Origin of the sequence: Asticcacaulis sp. (assembly GCF_047605585.1) — a bacterium.
Classification (GTDB): Bacteria; Pseudomonadota; Alphaproteobacteria; order Caulobacterales; family Caulobacteraceae; genus Asticcacaulis.
The window spans coordinates 596,498-614,492 of sequence record NZ_JASGFK010000002.1 but is presented as its reverse complement, the minus strand read 5'-3'; the positions used below and the strand labels follow the sequence as shown (position 1 = coordinate 614,492).

The 17,995-nt window shown below is 60.4% G+C and carries 15 protein-coding genes; 10 read left to right on the top strand and 5 right to left on the bottom strand.

Annotation, left to right across the window (positions count from 1 at the left end; all coding sequences use genetic code 11):
• Window positions 1-184 precede the first annotated feature (184 nt).
• From QM647_RS08665 to QM647_RS08650, 4 genes are all read left to right on the top strand, one after another.
• Window positions 185-679 (top strand): peroxiredoxin, encoded by a 495-nt coding sequence (locus QM647_RS08665; protein WP_414995109.1) that lies wholly within the window; start codon window positions 185-187, stop codon window positions 677-679.
• A 346-nt stretch (window positions 680-1,025) separates the two neighbouring features.
• A complete protein-coding gene (locus tag QM647_RS08660; RefSeq protein ID WP_414995108.1) occupies window positions 1,026-2,132 on the top strand; it encodes a M23 family metallopeptidase in 1,107 nt (368 codons plus the stop codon).
• A complete protein-coding gene (locus QM647_RS08655; RefSeq protein ID WP_414995107.1) occupies window positions 2,116-2,691 on the top strand; it encodes a bactofilin family protein in 576 nt (191 codons plus the stop codon). The genes QM647_RS08660 and QM647_RS08655 overlap by 17 nt, the downstream gene beginning before the upstream one ends.
• A gap of 108 nt (window positions 2,692-2,799) precedes the next feature.
• Window positions 2,800-3,798: a YihY/virulence factor BrkB family protein gene (locus tag QM647_RS08650; RefSeq protein WP_414995106.1), complete on the top strand. Its 999-nt coding sequence runs from the start codon at window positions 2,800-2,802 to the stop codon at window positions 3,796-3,798.
• 26 nt (window positions 3,799-3,824) lie between these two features.
• Here QM647_RS08650 and prfB read toward each other — a convergent pair.
• From prfB to QM647_RS08635, 3 genes are all read right to left on the bottom strand, one after another.
• Window positions 3,825-4,947 (bottom strand): peptide chain release factor 2 gene (prfB, locus tag QM647_RS08645; protein ID WP_414995105.1). Its coding sequence is split into 2 segments (ribosomal slippage): window positions 3,825-4,877 and window positions 4,879-4,947, totalling 1,122 coding nucleotides; the frame shifts between segments, so codons are not numbered across the junction.
• Between the two features lie 77 nt (window positions 4,948-5,024).
• Entirely contained in the window at window positions 5,025-7,403 is a 2,379-nt protein-coding gene (locus QM647_RS08640) for a penicillin-binding protein 1A (RefSeq protein WP_414995104.1), read from the bottom strand.
• A gap of 287 nt (window positions 7,404-7,690) precedes the next feature.
• Window positions 7,691-8,935: an N-acetylmuramoyl-L-alanine amidase family protein gene (locus tag QM647_RS08635; RefSeq protein ID WP_414995103.1), complete on the bottom strand. Its 1,245-nt coding sequence runs from the start codon at window positions 8,933-8,935 to the stop codon at window positions 7,691-7,693.
• A gap of 628 nt (window positions 8,936-9,563) precedes the next feature.
• Here QM647_RS08635 and QM647_RS08630 point away from each other — a divergent pair.
• From QM647_RS08630 to QM647_RS08620, 3 genes are all read left to right on the top strand, one after another.
• On the top strand, window positions 9,564-12,179 hold the full coding sequence (locus QM647_RS08630) for an Rne/Rng family ribonuclease (RefSeq protein ID WP_414995102.1): 2,616 nt from the start codon (window positions 9,564-9,566) through the stop codon (window positions 12,177-12,179).
• Window positions 12,180-12,365: 186 nt separating this feature from the next.
• Window positions 12,366-13,712: a M48 family metalloprotease gene (locus QM647_RS08625; protein WP_414995101.1), complete on the top strand. Its 1,347-nt coding sequence runs from the start codon at window positions 12,366-12,368 to the stop codon at window positions 13,710-13,712.
• Between the two features lie 13 nt (window positions 13,713-13,725).
• Window positions 13,726-14,487: a DsbA family protein gene (locus tag QM647_RS08620; RefSeq protein ID WP_414995100.1), complete on the top strand. Its 762-nt coding sequence runs from the start codon at window positions 13,726-13,728 to the stop codon at window positions 14,485-14,487.
• 38 nt (window positions 14,488-14,525) lie between these two features.
• Here QM647_RS08620 and QM647_RS08615 read toward each other — a convergent pair whose 3' ends face one another.
• Both QM647_RS08615 and thiS read right to left on the bottom strand, forming a co-directional pair.
• Complete coding sequence (locus tag QM647_RS08615; protein WP_414995099.1) at window positions 14,526-15,314, bottom strand: thiazole synthase; 789 nt, start codon at window positions 15,312-15,314, stop codon at window positions 14,526-14,528.
• Window positions 15,315-15,317: 3 nt separating this feature from the next.
• Complete coding sequence (gene thiS, locus QM647_RS08610; protein WP_414995098.1) at window positions 15,318-15,521, bottom strand: sulfur carrier protein ThiS; 204 nt, start codon at window positions 15,519-15,521, stop codon at window positions 15,318-15,320.
• A 104-nt stretch (window positions 15,522-15,625) separates the two neighbouring features.
• On the opposite strand from thiS, the gene aroQ reads away from it, so the two are divergent.
• The 3 genes from aroQ to accC are packed head-to-tail and all read left to right on the top strand — an operon-like array spanning window position 15,626 to window position 17,988.
• Window positions 15,626-16,075 (top strand): type II 3-dehydroquinate dehydratase, encoded by a 450-nt coding sequence (gene aroQ / locus QM647_RS08605; protein ID WP_414995097.1) that lies wholly within the window; start codon window positions 15,626-15,628, stop codon window positions 16,073-16,075.
• Window positions 16,076-16,116: 41 nt separating this feature from the next.
• Window positions 16,117-16,608, top strand: coding sequence for an acetyl-CoA carboxylase biotin carboxyl carrier protein (accB, locus tag QM647_RS08600; protein WP_414995096.1), 492 nt, complete (start codon window positions 16,117-16,119; stop codon window positions 16,606-16,608).
• Window positions 16,609-16,614: 6 nt separating this feature from the next.
• Complete coding sequence (gene accC / locus QM647_RS08595) at window positions 16,615-17,988, top strand: acetyl-CoA carboxylase biotin carboxylase subunit (protein WP_414995095.1); 1,374 nt, start codon at window positions 16,615-16,617, stop codon at window positions 17,986-17,988.
• Window positions 17,989-17,995: the final 7 nt, after the last annotated feature.

The window sequence follows — 17,995 nt, the reverse complement described above, 5'->3', positions numbered from 1 at the left end:
ACCCATCCCAGCACAAAAAGGCGGAGGCGTTTCCTGATCGTGTCGAAAATCTTCTTCACTTAAGCTCGGCAGGTTCTTAACTATGGGGCGGTCAGGAAACCGCGCAGACGACTTATAGGGGGAATGGTGCAAAAGAGCGTTAATACCCTTCCGTTTTTCTTTAGATACACAGCGAGGCCATGTCATGGCAAAATCACCGAAAACCGAAACTTCTTTCACGTCCTGGCCGGCGCCGGACTTCAGCCTGGCCTCCAGCGCCGGCAGTCAGGTGTCGCTGGACGACCTGAAGGGACAATGGACCGTTCTGTTTCTCTATCCGACCGACAATACGCCGACCTGTACCCAGGAGGCCTGTGACTTCTCCATCGCCCTGCCGGAATTCCGCAAACTGGGCGTCCGTCTGCTGGGTCTGTCGAAGGACAGCCTCAAGGATCACGAAAAATTTATCACGAAATACGGTCTCCAGATGCCGCTCCTGTCCGATCCGGAGACAACAGCCATTGCCGCCTTTGGTTCATGGGTGGAAAAAAGCCTCTATGGCCGCGCCTATATGGGTACCGATCGCTCAACCTTTATTATAGATGACAAAGGTTTGGTGCGTAAAGAGTGGCGTAAGGTCAGAATTAAGAACCACGTCACTGATGTTTTGAGCGCTGTGAAAGATTTTCTGACGAATTAATACAGTTTTGCAACAAAAACGGGCACCTGAAATGCTGTGCGCCGCAAAGGTCGCGTAGGGGCCAGGATTTACCATACGGAATTCGCGTTCAAAGGGATTTTTGCGCGAAGGCGGCGCGGCACTAATCTTGAATTGTGCATGTGCAAGATGGCCAGATCGGGACAGGTCTGGCTTCGTTTCCTGCTAGAGTTATGTAAAGTAACAGTTTTTACGGTTTGCTTTCAGGCATGCCATCGAACGCATGATATACACCTTGCGAAAGAGGCAGCTCAAAGGCATAATTAATAAACGGTTGAGGGTGCGGGTGGTAATGAGTAAGGCAGGCTATGGACCCCTTGGCGGCTGGATGGAATCTATATTTCCGGAACGCCATCTTTACATCCGCTCGGGTGCGGAAACTCATAGCTATGTTCTGACACCAGGCAAGCAGCTCGTGCTGATGCTCCTTTTCTCCGCCCTGATCACCTGGCTGGCCATTTCCACCGGCTTCACCCTGTTCTTTGCCGCAAATCATGGCGCCGGCTCCGAAAACCAGATCCGCATGATGAAGGCGCAGTCCGAGCGCTGGATCGCCGACCGTCAGGCGCGCCTCGATATCGCCACCCAGCAGGCCACGGCCAATTCGGGTTCGCTCGACCAACTGGCCGATACGGTCGAGAAGCGCCACCAGGGCTTAGTCTCCCTGCTCAAGGATTTCAAAGGCGTGCCCGGTGCCGTGGCCGCGCTTTCGCCTGCCCCCATTGATGACAGCCTGCCACCGATCGAGCGCATCTATTCGGTGCGCGCCGAGCAGGAACGCATGGTCAGCCAGGCCGAGATGTTCGCCAAGACGCGCGCCGAAAAACTGCGCCTGGCTTTCCGCATCGCCGGTCTGAACCCGCAGGCCTTTGCCGGCGGTGGCGATGGCAGCCCGCTGACCAGCGCCAAGGACAACAAGGCGCTCGCCAGTTTCCTGGGGGTTGACGAAGACTTCGCCGAGCGCATCCGCAACGCCGCCACCGACCTCAGCGACATGCGCGGCCTGCAGAACAGCGCCCAGCGCCTGCCGTTCGACCGCCCGACGGTCGGCACGCGTGAAAGCAGCGGCTTCGGCGTGCGCTTCGATCCCTTTACCCATACGCCCCACATGCACACTGGCCAGGATTTTGCAGGTCCCTACCTGACGCCGATCTATTCGACCGCGCCCGGCGTCGTTTCCTTCGTCGGTGTCCGCACCGGCTACGGCAACGTGGTTGAGATCGATCATGGCAATGGCTTCAAGACCCGCTACGCCCACCTGGCTTCCGCCGCCGTCCACATTGGTCAACGGGTCGCCGTCGACCAGCGGATCGCCTCAATGGGCAGCACCGGACGATCGACCGGCAACCACCTCCACTACGAGGTCTGGCAAAATGGTCGCGCTCAAAACCCCGCACGTTTCTTAAAGGCTGGAGATTATGTTCAACAAAACTAGTAAACCGACCCCGCCCGCCGCCAAGCCGCAGCCGACACCCGCGCCTGTCGTCACGCCGCCGCTTGAAACGCCCGCCGTCAACATGAACCGCACCAAGCCGGTGGCGGTCAGTGGCAGCGCCAAACCCTTGTCCAGCTTCGGCTCCGGGCTGCTGATCGAAGGCAATATTACCGGCAACGGTGACCTGCATCTCGATGGTACCGTCCGTGGCGATGTCAAGGTGGCGCACCTGATCGTCGGTGAATCCGGCAATATCGAAGGCAAGGTCGAGGCCGAAACCGTCGAGGTCCGCGGTCGCATTGTCGGTTCGATCACCGGCAAGCAGATCAAGCTTCAGGCTACCGCCTATGTCGAGGGCGACATCACCCACGACCAGCTGGCCATCGATGTCGGCGCCTTCTTTCAGGGCCGCTGCCTGCAGAGCCGCCGTCCAGAACCGGTTCAGGCGCCCGTCCAGTCCCCGGCCGATGCCGTGGTCGCGCCGGCCGCCACACCGTCTGATTTTGGCACACCGAGCCTGAACAGCTACGACCTGAACGCCCTGTCCGATCTGAAATAGGACAAAACGCGCACAGCCTTTCAAAAGCCGGAGAACAACCTTCTCCGGCTTTTTTCTTTATTTCCTTTGTGCTGATATCGCGCTTTACGAATCCCGATCGGTCCCCTCATGACGGACACCTCCCGCAAGCGCCCGCCCCTCACTCTCCCGGCCTTCTGGTTCATATTCAAGGAAACCATCCGGGAGTGGAATGACGATAAAGTCCCCCGGCTGGGTGCGGCGCTGGCCTTTTACAGCATGCTCTCCATCGGCCCCTTGCTTCTGATTGTTATCGCCATGGCGGGGCTGGCTTTCGGCCGCGATGCTGTCAGCGGCTATATTTTCGATGAAATCCGTGGCCTGATCGGCGACCAGGGCGCCAGCGCCATCCAGACCATGCTGGCAAGCACCAGCAATCCGAAAGCCAACTATATCGCCAGCCTGATCGGCTTCGTGACCCTCATCGTCTCGGCCACCAGCTTCTTCGCTCAGCTACAGGATGCACTGAACACCATCTGGAACGTCGAGGAACGCGAAAACGGCCACTGGACCTGGTTTATCCAGAAGCGGCTCCTGTCCTTCGCCATGATCATGGGGGTCGGCTTCCTGCTGCTGATCGCCCTGGTCATCTCGGCGGCCCTCTCCGCCATCAGCGCCTTCTTCGAAGGCTTTATCCCGATCACCCTCATCCTTCACACCGTCAACCTTGTAATTTCCTTTTCGGTCATCACCGTGCTGTTCGCCATGATTTTCAAGGTGTTGCCGGACGTCCATATCAAATGGCGCGATGTCTGGATCGGCGCCGCCATCACCGCCATCCTCTTCACGTTCGGCAAGTTCCTGATCGGGGTCTATCTCGGCCAGAGCGCCTTCAGCTCGGCCTATGGCGCGGCGGGCTCGCTTATCGTGGTGCTGATCTGGATCTATTATTCGACGCAGATCTTCTTTCTGGGCGCCGAATTCACCCAGGTCTATTCGCGCTATATGGGCGAACAAATCGTCATCAAGAAGGGTCGCCGCAAGATGCCGGCGCATGCCACGGACGGCCAGGCCCAGGTCGCGGCCGAGCAGGTAAATGTCGTCAATACCGCCAAATCAGCGCGGCAGGCGGCCCGACCGGAGCTCTGATTTCTGGCGCACTTTACGAAAAGGGCTTAAACCTCAGCCCCATCGCGTGTGACGCCGACCCGCTGGGCCAGGGACGCGCCCATGAACGCATCCAAGTCGCCATCCAGAACGCCCTGCGTATCCGATGTTTCCACATTGGTGCGCAGGTCCTTGACCATCTGGTAGGGTTGCAGGACGTAGGAGCGAATCTGGTGCCCCCAGCCGATATCGGTCTTCTGGTCTTCCAGCGCCTGCTGGGCAGCTTCGCGCTTCTGCAGTTCCATCTCGTACAGACGGGCGCGCAGCATCTTCCAGGCTTCGTCGCGGTTGGCGTGCTGGGAACGACCGGCCTGACAGGCGACCGCGATGCCGGTCGGAATGTGGGTGAGGCGAACGGCGGAGTCCGTCTTGTTGATGTGCTGACCGCCGGCGCCGGACGCGCGGTAAGTATCGGTGCGTACATCGGCCGGATTGATATCGATGACGATGGCGTCATCGACCACCGGATAGACCCACACCGAGGCGAAGGAGGTATGGCGCTTGGCATTGGAATCGAAGGGCGAGATGCGTACCAGGCGGTGAACGCCCGCTTCGGTCTTCAGCCAGCCATAGGCGTTTTCACCGGAGATCTTCAGAGTTACCGACTTGATGCCCGCCTGTTCACCCGGCGTTTCTTCCTCGACATCGATCGACATGCCATGGGCATTGGCCCAGCGCGAATACATGCGCAGCAAGATGCCGGCCCAGTCGTTCGATTCCGTGCCACCGGCGCCGGAATTGATTTCGAGATAGGCGTCATTGCCGTCGGCCTCGCCGGACAGCAGGGCCTCCAGCTCGGCGCGCGCCGTGCGGGTCTTGATGTCTTTAAGCAGACTGCGCGCTTCCTCGATCAGACTTTCATCGCCTTCCAGATCGCCCAGTTCGGCGAATTCGAGCGCGTCCTTCAGTTCCTTCTCGATACTTTGCACCGCCTCGACCGAGGCGGAGAGCTTGGAGCGTTCGCGCGAGACCTTCTGGGCCTCTTCCGGCCGATCCCAAAGCGTCGGGTCCTCGACCCGGGCATTCAATTCATCGAGACGTCGCAGAGCCACATCCCAGTCAAAGACGCCTCCTGAGCAGTCCGATGGACTGCTCGATCTCGGAAGCCGACGCTTCGATATCCAAACGCATTGAAGGGTATTCCTGAAAGGATCAAAATTCGAATGGCGGGTTTACAGAGCGCCGCCCCGAATGACAACCCTCATCTGTCAATAAAGCGTGCCCTGATCGGACTTCTGTTTGGCGGGGGGCGGCGGTTCCTCGGCCGGAACCACCTTAACCGGACCGCTGGCATCGCCATCATCCGTCCAGGTATCGAGATAGGGTTTGGGCCCCTCCTCCTCCGTCGGGGCGGCCGTATATTTCGGCTCCGTGCCCGGCTTGAAGGCTTCCTCGATGCCGCGCACCGACATATAGACAGCGTCCTTCGGCTTGTTGAACTGGCGGATCGGCTTGCCGGCATTGGCGGTCTTCATGAAGTCCATCCAGATCGGCAAGGCGGCCACGGCGCCGGTTTCATGATCGCCGAGCGAGCTGTTGTCATCGAAGCCGACGAACACGCCAACCACCAGATCGGCAGTGAAACCGACGAACCAGGCGCTGCGATAATCATTGGTGGTACCGGTCTTGCCGCCCATGGGGATGCCGAGTACGCGCGCCGCCGCGCCGGTACCGCGCTGGACAACGCCCTGCAGCATTGAATTGACCTGATAGGCGGTGATCGGATCGAGCACCACATCGCCCTGCGGTGGCAGGCGCGGGCTTTCCAGCCCGTCAAAATCGGCCGTGCAGGCGGACGGACAGGTGCGTTCATCGGCCTTGTAAATCACCTTGCCATTACGGTCCTGCACCTCGTCGATCAGGTGCGGCTTCACCTTACGGCCACCATTGACGAAAATCGAATAGGCATTGGCCAAGCGATAGGGATTGACCTCGCCCGCCCCCAGCACCATCGACATTTCGGTCGGCATCTTGTCGAGCACGCCAAAATTGACGATGCCGGCGGTGATGTTCTTGATGCCGGTCTTCTGCGCCAAGCGCACGGTCATCAGGTTGCGCGACAGTTCGAGGCCGCGGCGGATGGGCTGCATGCCCAGATAGTCGTGCTCGTAGTTTTCCGGCGACCACATCTTGCCATCGCCGCCCACCATCGAGATCGGGCCGTCATCGATGATCGAGGCCGGCGTGAAATCCTTGGACAGCGCCACCGCATAGACGAACGGCTTGATCGACGAGCCCGGCTGGCGCAGGGCCTGGGTAGCGCGGTTGAACTTGGACAGGGAATAGCTGTAACCGCCGACCATAGCGACAATCCGGCCGGAATACGGGTCGACCGCCACCAGCGCACCATTGACCTTGGGCACCTGGCGCAGGCGATAGACGCTTTCCGTATCCTTTGAGATATAGACCAGATCACCGGCCTTGAAGGCGCGCGTAGCCTGCGCCCAGGCGAGATCGTCGGAACGGATGACACCGTGGCCGCCATCGAGCGCGCGAACGGCGCCGTTGTTCTTCTCAATCAGGCCGATCTGCCAGTCCGGGCGCTCGGAAGGCGCTCGGCGCGAATCCGGCAGGTTACCCTCGGCCTGCAGCGCATCGGCCTGCCAGTTATCGGTTACCGGGATATTGCCCCAGGCCCCGCGCCAGCCGTGACGGCGGTCATAGACCTCCAGCCCGTCCATCAGCGACTTGCGCGCCATGGTCTGGAGCTTGGGGTCGAGGGTCGTCTTTATATAATAGCCGTCGGTATAGATGGCGTCATTGAACAGCTTCTTCGAGCGCAGTTCCACTTCGCTGACGAAATAATCGGCGTCCTGGTATTTGGCGCGGCGCGGCTTGTCCTGGATCACCAGGTCGTCCTGCATGGCCGCCGCCGCCTCGGCGCGCGTCACCCATCCGGCCTTGGCCATTTCCCCCAGCACCCAGTTACGGCGGGCGATGGCCGCGGCCTTGTGGGTGGACGGACGATAATTTTCCGGCCCCTTGGGCAGGGCCGCCAGGAAGGCCATTTCGCTGAGCGACAACTGGTCCAGCGACTTGCCGAAATAGTTGAAGGCCGCCGCCCCCACACCGTAGGAGCGATAGCCGAGATAGATGTCGTTGAGATAGAGTTCGAGAATCTGTTCCTTCGGCAGCGAATTTTCCAGCCGCCGCGCCAGGATGACTTCCTTGAGCTTGCGCCCGACGGTGCGCTCATTGTTCAGCAGCAGGTTTTTGGCGACCTGCTGGGTGATGGTCGAGCCGCCTTCGAAGCGCTTGCCACGCAGCAGGTTGAAGACGTTCTTCGCCATGGCGCGCGATACGCCGCTGACATCGACCCCGTTGTGCGTGAAGAAGTTGCGGTCCTCGGCCGCCAGGAAAGCCTGGGTGACCCGCGTCGGCATGCGGTTATAGGGCACGTAGATGCGGCGTTCCTGACCGTATTCACCGATCAGCGTGCCGTCCCAGGCAAAGACCCGGGCAGACGTCGCGGGATGGAAGTCTGCCAGTTCGCTGCCGTCGGGCATGTCATGGAACAGCCATGCGGCATAGATGGCGACCGCGAAGCCCGCTATGGCCACAGCGGTCATCACGGCTACGCCCGCCATGGCAAACCAACGCTCAGTCGACCTCTGCAAAAAACCTCCAACCATCGATCACATGCGCAGCAACTTCAAAGCTCTGGAGCTAAAGTCCTGAAGCTTCTGCGCGGCCTGTGAGCGCATCAATGGCTAACACTTAGCAAAGACCGGCACTGACGCAAAGCCATTCGATGAAAATTCGTCCAGATGCCGCCGATGTGCCGCAAATCCAACGCACCTTGAACAACGGCCAAGAAAAAAGCCCTGCCGCAAACAGCAGGGCTTCAATTTTATCAAGGCGTTATATCGCTTTTTTAATTCAGGCCGGCGAACGAGGCATACTGGACATTGTTCTCGAAATACTTGTCGATCGCCTTGGCCACCTGCCCCATCATGACAGCGCGATGGCCCGAATCGGTGAGCATGGCCTCATCCTGCGGATTGTTGACGAAGCCCATTTCCAGCAGCACGGCCGGCACATCCGGGGCCAGCAGGACGACGAAACCGGCCTGGCGCAGGCTAGACTTCAGCAGCGGGGTCGAGTCGCCAATATTGTCCATGACAAGTTGGGCGAAGGTGGCCGAACGGTTCTTGGTGGCGCGCTGGGTCAGGTCGATCAGTATGCGGCTAACGATAGCGTCGGACGGCGGCGTGCCCTGCGACCAGTCGCCCTTGACCAAGGCCTTCTTGGCGGCGCGTTCGGTGCCGGAATCCGACAGGGTATAGATGGAAGCGCCTCGGGTATTGCCGTCGCCGCCCGAGTCGGAGTGCAGCGAGATGAACAGGTCGGCATTGGCGGAACGGGCGATGCGGACACGCGCCGGCAGGTCGACGAAGCTGTCGGTGTCACGGGTCATGATGACGGTGTAACGGCCGGTCTTTTCCAGCGCCGCGCGCAGCGCCTTGGCAGCCGCCAGGTTGACGTCTTTTTCCAGCGTGTCGCCGCCGTGGGCGCCGGGGTCCTTGCCGCCATGGCCGGCATCGATCACGATAACTTTCTTTCGGCCCTTGGTGCTGACCGGCATTTCAGAAACAACGGGCGCCGAAGCCACGACCGGCACGGTCGCCAGAAGCTGGCTGGCGGCATCCGGCGTCTTTTCCGTGCCCTGAGGCACGATATCGATCACGTAACGGTAGACGCTGACGCCATCGGCAGGCGGCAAAAGGAAGCGGCGATAGATCTTGGCGCCGGAGGTGAAATTGAGCTTCAGGCGGACGCTGCCGGCCATGTCCTCGATCTTCCAGTCGCTGACGAGCCCCTGGCCCTGCCCGCTCATGGTCTTGTCCAGATCGATATCCGGCAAGGCAATCACCTGACGGCTGGTTTCGTTTTCGCGCGAGACCAGCTTGGCGGCGACGGATTTATCCAGCTCCAGGACGATACGGGTCTGGGTCGCATCGCCCCCCAGACGCACCTTGACAACATCTCCGCCCTTGGCCGCCTGAGCCGGCATCGCCGTAAGGGCCGCCGCACCTGCCAGCCCCGTGACCAACACGGCGCCGAGCATGGCCTTCAGGTGATTTCTGAGATTGGCAAAGACGTCAGACCGTCGCAACATTCAAAACTCCACGCACCACATTATGTGTGTTTTTAGCCAGGGTTCTCCGGCACTCCCCTTTACCTTGCCACAAGGTTGTAGAAATACGATTAAAGGGTACGGTTACTTTTGCATTACCCAATATGGTTTCTATCCCGTTAAGAGCCTCGCGGGGCTGGCGGAAATTGTGTCGCAAATGATGCATTTAAAGAATTAGATTGACGGCTCGCCTATTTTGCGAACATGTGACATACGGGTATCGTCCGTCATGAGTCCGGCCAAAGCGCAGACTTTTCGCCGACTGATTATGACGAACCCTTGTGGTAAGAGTACCGCGCGCCTATTTCGCCTTCATGCCCGTTCCGGTGGCTACGCCGGAGAAATGAAAGCACCTTTCGCCCGGAACCCGCATCACACCCTTATTCGCCTGCGCATCCGATGCGTAGGCATCGCGTTTTGGAACAATACCTTATGGGCTGCGCCTTGAGCCTCAACCGCTTACCGAAGACAAACTTCCTGCCAAGCCACATTGGCAAACCTGTCTTCGCCTGCGCGCGCCTGCTTACCCCCTATCAGCGCCACGCCTTTTTCCCCGCCCGGCCCAAGGTCCGGCGGATGGATGCGTCCGAGCGCTCCGGAGATACCTTTAATGTCAAAGACCATGTTGATCGACTCGACGCACACGGAAGAAACCCGTGTCGTCGTGATGAACGGAAGCCGCGTCGAAGAGTTTGATTTTGAAAGCCACGCTCGCAAGCAATTGCGCGGCAATATCTATCTCGCCAAGGTCACGCGCGTGGAGCCCAGCCTCCAGGCCGCCTTTGTCGAATATGGCGGCAATCGCCATGGCTTCCTGGCCTTCAACGAAATTCACCCCGACTATTACCAGATCCCGGTTGCCGACCGCGAGAAGCTGATGGCCGAGCTCGCCGCTCAGGCGCAGGCCAACAGCAACGGTCATGACGACGAAGACCTGGGCGAGGACGAGGACCACGCGCACGACGACGACCTGCCGGATGAAGAGCGCCGCCTGCGCCAGCACCTGATCCGCCGCTACAAGATTCAGGAAGTCATCAAGCGCCGCCAGATTCTGCTCGTACAGGTCGTTAAGGAAGAGCGCGGCAACAAGGGCGCGGCCCTGACCACCTATATGTCGCTGGCTGGCCGGTACTGCGTGCTGATGCCCAATACGGCGCGTGGCGGCGGCATTTCGCGCAAGATCACCAATTCATCCGACCGCAAGCGCCTCAAGACGCTGGTGCAGAGCCTCGATGTGCCGCACGGCATGGGCCTGATCGTGCGCACGGCCGGCGCCAAGCGCACCAAGCTGGAGATCAAGCGCGACTACGACTATCTGCTGCGCGTCTGGGAAACCATTCGTGAAACGACCTTCAAGTCGAATGCGCCTGCACTGATCTATGAGGAAGAAGACCTGGTCAAGCGCGCCATCCGTGACCTGTTCGACAAGGATTTCGACGGCGTGCTGGTCGAGGGCGAGGATGGCTATCGCTCCGCCAAGGACTTCATGCGCATGATCATGCCGTCCCAGGCCAAGAAGATACAACTCTACAAGGCCAATACGCCGCTCTTCGCCCGCTATGGTGTCGAAGACCTGATCTCGAAGATCTATTCGCCGGTCGTGCCGCTGAAGTCCGGCGGCTATCTGGTCATCAACCAGACCGAAGCCCTGGTCGCCATCGACGTCAACTCCGGCAAGTCGACCAAGGAACGTAATATTGAGGCGACCGCGCTCAAGACCAATCTGGAAGCGGCCGAGGAATCCGCCCGCCAGATGCGCCTGCGTGATCTCGCCGGCCTCGTAGTCATCGACTTCATCGACATGGATGAATCGAAGAACAACCGCGCGGTCGAAAAGAAGCTGAAGGACGCGCTGGCCGAGGATCGCGCCCGCATCCAGATGGGCAAGATCTCCGGCTTCGGCCTGATGGAAATCAGCCGCCAGCGCCGTCGCACCGGCTTCCTGGAAGGCACCACCATCGTCTGCCCGCACTGCGAAGGCCAGGGCCGCATCCGCTCGGTGGATTCCGCCGCGCTTTCGGCCATGCGCACCATCGACATGGAAGCCATGCAGAATGGCGCCGGCGCCATTACGGTTAAGCTACCCATGGATGTGGCGCTCTATATCCTCAACGAAAAGCAGGTCCATCTCTCCAAACTGCGCCTGGAATGGGGCCTGAAGGTCAATATCGAGATCGATACGGATCTGGGCCATACCGAAGTGCAGATCGTCCGTACCGTCCATGCCGATGAGGTCGACTTCACTCCGCCCGTGCGTCCGGAACCCATCGCCTTCGACACCACGCCGGATGTCGCGGAAGAAGATGAGGAAGAGGACGAAGAGGCCATCGAGGCCGAAGACAGCGACGATGACGATGGCGAAGCTCGCGTCGAACAGCGTCGCGACCGTGAAGATCGCGATGGCGGTCGTAACGGCAAGCGCCGTCGCCGCCGTCGTGGCGGTCGTGACCGTGACCGGCCGGAAAGTGAAGACCAGGCTGCCGCTGCCGACAGCGAAGAATCTGATGACGAAGACGAAAACGGTGGCGAGGATTCGCGCCGTGGTCGCCGCCGCCGTGGTCGTCGCGGTGGCCGTCGCGCCGGTTTCGACAGCCGTCCGCGCGAGACCTATGGCTGGGTGCGCGCCCGCACGCCGTCGCTGGAAGCGCCCTATGTCTGGATCGATCCGTTCGAGGAACAGCAGAAGCGCTTCGAACAGTCACCACGCTCGACCGAACCATCGCGTGAGCCCCTGAAGGAAGCCGCCGCGCCGGAAGTAGCCATCGCCGAAGCCGTCACCTCGGCGCTCGGTGCCGAAACCACGCAGCCGACCTCGCTGGTGCCCGAAGGTGTCGAAGCGCCGTCCGGCCGTCGTCCGCGCCCGCGCCGCAGCCGCAAGGCCGTGCCGGAAACCGTAGAAGACGCTGTGGCGCAGGTGGTCGATGAAGTGGCCGCGGCCAACAATACGGCGCCCATGCCGCTGACCCACGATGTCGATGTCGATAGCGAAGCGGCTTTTGCCGCCACGGAAGCGCCGGTGATCGAGGCGGAAACACCCAAGCCGGCCCGTAAGAGCCGCAGCCGCAAGAAGGTGGCCGAGGTCGTAGCGGAACCGGTCTTGGCCGAGGTCGTAACGGAAACGGTAGCGGTCGCCGCGCCGGAACCTGTGGCAACTGACCCGGTTGTTGATCCGAACGAGATCAGCGCGCCGCCGGAAAAGCCCAAGCGCGGCTGGTGGCGTCGATAATCTTCTGAAGCCTCTTCAAGGCGGGTATTGATATGGATCGATACCCGCCTTAGATTTGTCATGCTTACCGCCTACTGACTCCGAGGGGCGGAATTGAACAGGTCGTGGAAAATGTCGGCTTTTCATGGATTTAAATCTGTAGATTTAAGGTCTCTTGCCGTACGCACGATCGCCGTGGCGGTGCTGATGGCCGGTATCTCCGCCCTGCCCCTGGCGGCCCAGGCACAGGAAGCGCAAAGCATTATCCGCGACACCGAAGTCGAAGCCTTTCTGAAAACCAATACCCGTCCCGTGCTCGATGCCGCGGGGCTAGACCCTGATCGCGTTCACTACTTGCTGATCGCAAGCGATGAACTTAACGCCTTTGCCACGACCGGCCTGCGCATCGGCATCAATACCGGCACCATCATGGAAGCCGACAATCCCAACCAGCTGTTCGGCGTCATTGCCCACGAAACCGGCCACCTGAGCGGCGGTCACATGATGCGGACGGACGAAATCGAACGCGCCGCGCGGGCTCCCATGGCCATCTCGCTCGGCCTCGGCATTGTCGCGGCCCTGGCCGGCGCGCCAGATGCCGGCCTCGGCATCGCAGCCAGTTCCTCGACCTTCGGCACGCTGAACGCCCTGCACTACATGCAGACCGAGGAATCGGCCGCCGATGTCGCCGGCGTCAAGGCCATGGAAAAAGCCGGCATGTCAGGAAAGGGACTGGTCGATTTCTTCTACAAGTTCCGCAATGTCGAAACCTTCAGCAATGCCGAGCGCTACCAGTTCTTCATCACGCACCCGCTGTCGCGCGAACGGATTCAGGCGACCACGCGCCTGGCGCAAGCCCAGCCGCATTACAACACGCCGGACAGCCCAGAAACGGTGAAGGAGTTCGAGATCGTCAAAGCCAAGCTGGCTGGCTTCCTGGACGATCCGATCAAGACCTACCAGCTTTATCCCGAGACCGACACCTCCTATCCGGCGCGCTATGCTCGCGTAATCGCCACCTACAAGCGCGGCCAGTGGGACCAGGCCATCGATCAGCTCGACAAGCTGATCTCTGAGCAACCCGACAACCCCTATCTGTGGGAACTGAAGGGCCAGATCTATTTCGAAACCGGCCGCGCCGCCCTGGCCGTGCCAGCGCATCAGAAATCGGTCGATCTGATGCCCAAGGCCGCACTGCTTCAGCTGAACCTGGGCCAGGCCCTGATCGCCCTCGGCGACAAGGACAGCCTGAATTCCGCCGTGGCGCATCTGCTGGAATCGGTCAAATACGAGGAAGACGACAGCTTTGCCTGGGAACAGCTGGCGCAGGCCTATGATGGCCTGAACCAGCCCGGCCTCGCCCGTCTCTCCACCGCCGAGGCGCAGTTCTACGGCGGGGACTACATGGCCGCCCGCTCATCGGCCGTGTGGTCGCAGAAATACCTCGACGCGGCCTCGCCGGAATATCGCCGCGCCCGCGATATCGTCATGGCCAGTTCCTCGGAAATGGGCATTGCGCCCGTCGAACAAGAAACCAAGTACCGCCGCAACTGACAAGGCTCCATAAGTGTCCGATACTCCTGCTCCGCCTTCCAATCCATGGAAGGACATCTTCTCACAAACCAATCTTACCACGGCACTGGCCGTATTCGCCGTCGTCCTGGCCGGCGCGCCCTATGTCGTGCCACCGGTGCAGAGCTTCCTGGTCGAAAAAGGCCTGCTCAATCGTCCGGCCATGCTGCAGACAGCAATCACCAAGCTCAATGCCCAGAACGATGCCGAAAAGGCGAAGGAGATGGCGGCGGCGATCAAGGGCAAGCATGACTCGCTGTTCAACGACAAAAGCGATCCGATCCTCGGCAATCCGAACGCGCCGATCAAGATCGTCGAGTTTCTCGATTATAACTGCGGTTACTGCCGCGCCGCCACGCCTGTGCTGAAGGACTTCCTGGCCAAAAACCCTGACGTCGCCATCATCGTCAAGGAATATCCCGTCATCAACCAGAACTCGCGACCGCTGGCAGCCTTTGCCCTCGGCGCGGCACAAGCCGGCAAGTATGAGGCGGTTCACTATGCCCTGATGACCGAACACATCGGTAGCGAAGCTGAAATGACCGCCCTGCTGAACAGCATGGGCCTCGATGCCGCCGCCGTTCGCAGCACAGCCGCCTCGGCCGAGGTCAAGGCCCATATCGACCGTGTCCTGCAGCTGGGGGCCGATCTCGGTGTCAGCGGCACACCGACCTTCATCATCGGTGATCAGTCAATTGATGGCGCCAAGCTGGAAGACCTGGAAAAAGCGGTTCAGGCTGCCCGCAGCGGCAAGTAACAAAAACCCCGCAAGTTCAACTTGCGGGGTTTTTGTTGTCAGATCAGGCCCGCCAATGGCGAGGATGGATCGGCATAGAGTTTTCGCGGCATCCGCCCGGCCAGATAGGCCTCTCGCCCGGCAATGACCGCGTGCTTCATGGCACGCGCCATGCGGATCGGATCCTTCGCTTCGGCGATGGCGGTATTCATCAGCACGGCATCGCAGCCCAGTTCCATGGCCTCGGCCGCTTCGGAGGCCGTGCCGACCCCGGCATCGACCAGCACCGGCACCTTCGCATTCTCGATGATGATACGCAGGGTGACTGGGTTCTGGATGCCCAGACCGGAACCGATGGGAGCGGCCAACGGCATGATGGCGGCGGCGCCGGCCTCTTCCAGCTTGCGGGCATAGACCGGATCATCCGAGCAATAGACCATAACGTCGAAGCCGTCCTTGACCAGCAATTTCAGCGATCTCAGAGTCTCTTCCATGTCCGGGTACAGTGTCTTGGGATCGGACAGGACTTCCAGCTTGACCAGGTTCCAGCCCCCGGCCTCGCGCGCCAGACGCAGGGTGCGCACGGCGTCCTCGCCGGTAAAGCAGCCGGCGGTATTAGGCAGGTAGGTGAACTCGTCCTGTTTGACGTAATCCATCAGCATCGGCTGGTTCGGATCGGTCAGATTGACCCGGCGCACAGCGACCGTGACGATCTCGGCGCCCGAAGCACGCGCAGCGGCGGCGTTCTGGGCATAGTCCTTGTACTTGCCGGTGCCGACGATCAGGCGCGAGGAAAAGGTGCGGCCCGCGACACTCCAGGTGTCATTGATGAGAGATTGATCGTCCATGGCTCAGTTGCCGCCTCCAACAAAGTGTACAATTTCCAGCCGGTCGCCGTCATTGATCTGCGTGGCCAGATAGGTAGACCGCGGCACGATTTCGAGATTCTTTTCCACCGCAACCTTGCGCCCATCGAGCCCCAGATCGGCGATCAGGGCCGTCAGGTTGGAGGCCGTAACCTCCCTTTCTTCGCCATTCAACAGAATTTTGACCATTTCTACGCCGTTTTTTACCGAAACACGCCCAATACGGCGTTTGCGGCTTGTGAGCCTATTCACGACACGTTACAAGAACCGCTTCGCGTTATCTGGCAGGTTGCATGTCCCAAAAGACACTCAAGCCCATATATGTCCTCAACGGCCCAAACCTCAACCTTCTTGGGGTCCGTGAACCGGAAATTTATGGATACGATACCCTGGCTGATATCGAAGCGCGTTGCAAAGGCCTGCTTGAAGGCACAGAACACGATCTCGTCTTCCGCCAGAGCAATCATGAAGGCCAGTTGGTGGAGTGGATTCAGGAGGCCCGCACGGACGCCTGTGCCCTCATCATCAATCCGGCGGCCTATACCCATACCTCGGTGGCCCTGTATGACGCCCTGAAAGCGCTCAGCATCCCCATCATCGAATGCCACCTCTCCAATCCCCATGCCCGCGAGGCTTTCCGCCATCACTCATATGTGTCGCTGGTCGCCAAAGGGATTGTTGCAGGTTTCGGTTCCATTGGTTATGAACTGGCCATCCGTGCCGTTTTGACCCTCGTTAAATAAATAGAGTCTTTTGTTTCAAGACTTTAGTACAAGGCTATCACATGACGACTTCCAAAACTCCCGCTTCCGATCCGATCGATCCCAAGCTGATTCGCAAGCTCGCCGACATCCTGAAAGAGACCGAGCTGACCGAGATCGAGGTCGAGCAAGGCGACCTGAAGATTCGCGTGGCGCGCCAGCTGACCGCCGCCGCCAGCGTATCCTATGTACCTGCCCCTGTCGCCGCCCCGGTGGCTGCCCCTGTGGCGGCGGTCTCCGCTGCTGAAGCCGCGCCTGCCGCCGCCCCGGCATCCGTTGCCGCCGATGCCATAAAGTCGCCGATGGTCGGCACCGCCTATCTGTCGCCGCAACCGGGTGCGGCCGCCTTCATCAAGATCGGCGATCGCGTCAAGCAGGGCCAGACCCTGCTGATCATAGAGGCAATGAAGACCATGAACCCGATCCCCAGCCCGCGCGAAGGCGTGGTGGCGCAGATTCTGGTCAGCGATGCGCAGCCCGTTGAATTTGGCGAACCGCTCGTCGTCTTCGAGTAAGTCACAATGACCCTCAAGAAATTTGACAAGATCCTGATCGCCAATCGCGGCGAGATCGCCCTTCGCGTCATTCGCGCCGCCAAGGAGATGGGTATCGCCACGGTGGCCGTCCATTCGGAAGCCGACCGCAACGCCATGCACGTCCATCTGGCCGATGAGAGCGTCTGCATCGGGCCGCCGGCCGCAGGCAAGTCCTATCTCAACATCCCGTCGATCATCGCCGCCGCTGAAATCACCGGCGCGCAGGGCATCCATCCGGGTTACGGCTTCCTGTCGGAAAACGCCCGTTTCGCCGAAATCGTCGGGGCGCACGGCATGACCTTCATCGGTCCTAAGCCCGAGCACATCCGCATGATGGGCGACAAGATCACTGCCAAGCAGGCCGCCAAGGATTCCGGCATTCCGGTCGTTCCGGGCTCGGACGGTGGCGTGGCCACGGTCGAGGAAGCCATGGAAGCCGCCGAAAAGATCGGCTTCCCGCTGATCATCAAGGCCGCCGCCGGTGGCGGTGGTCGTGGCATGAAGGTCGCCAAGGATCGTGAGTCCCTGGCCGAACAGGTCATGAGCGCCCAGACCGAAGCCGCCGCTGCTTTCGGTGACGGCACTGTCTATATGGAACGCTATCTCCAGAAGCCGCGCCATATCGAAATCCAGGTCATCGCCGACAGCCATGGCAATGTCGTGCATCTGGGCGAACGCGACTGCTCGCTGCAGCGCCGCCACCAGAAGGTGCTGGAAGAAGCGCCTTCGCCCGTCATCGACAAGGCCGCCCGCGACAAGATCGGCATGATCGTCGTCAACGCCATCAAGGCCATTGGCTATCTCGGGGTCGGCACTATCGAGTTCCTCTACGAGGACGGCGAATTCTTCTTCATCGAGATGAACACGCGCCTGCAGGTCGAACACCCGGTCACCGAATATGTCACCGGTATTGATCTGGTTCGCGAACAAATTCGTATCGCCGAGGGCTATCCGCTCAGCTTCACCCAGGCCGATATCGACCTGCATGGCCACTCGATCGAAGTGCGTATCAATGCCGAGAACGCCCGTACCTTCGTGCCGTCTCCCGGCACGGTGACGGACTTCCATGCCCCTGGCGGCCTGGGCGTGCGCATGGATTCGGCCGTCTATAACGGCTACAGCATCCCTCCCTATTACGACTCGATGATCGGTAAGCTGATCGTCCATGGCCGCGACCGCCCGGAAGCTCTGGCCCGCCTCAAGCGCGCGCTCGGTGAAACCGTCGTCACCGGCATCGACACCACAATCCCGCTGTTCCTTGACCTGCTGCAGGAAAAGGACATCCAGTCGGGTGACTACAACATCCACTGGCTGGAAAACTGGATCAAGGCACAGGAAGCGCTCGCCACTCCGGCCTGAGCCCCTG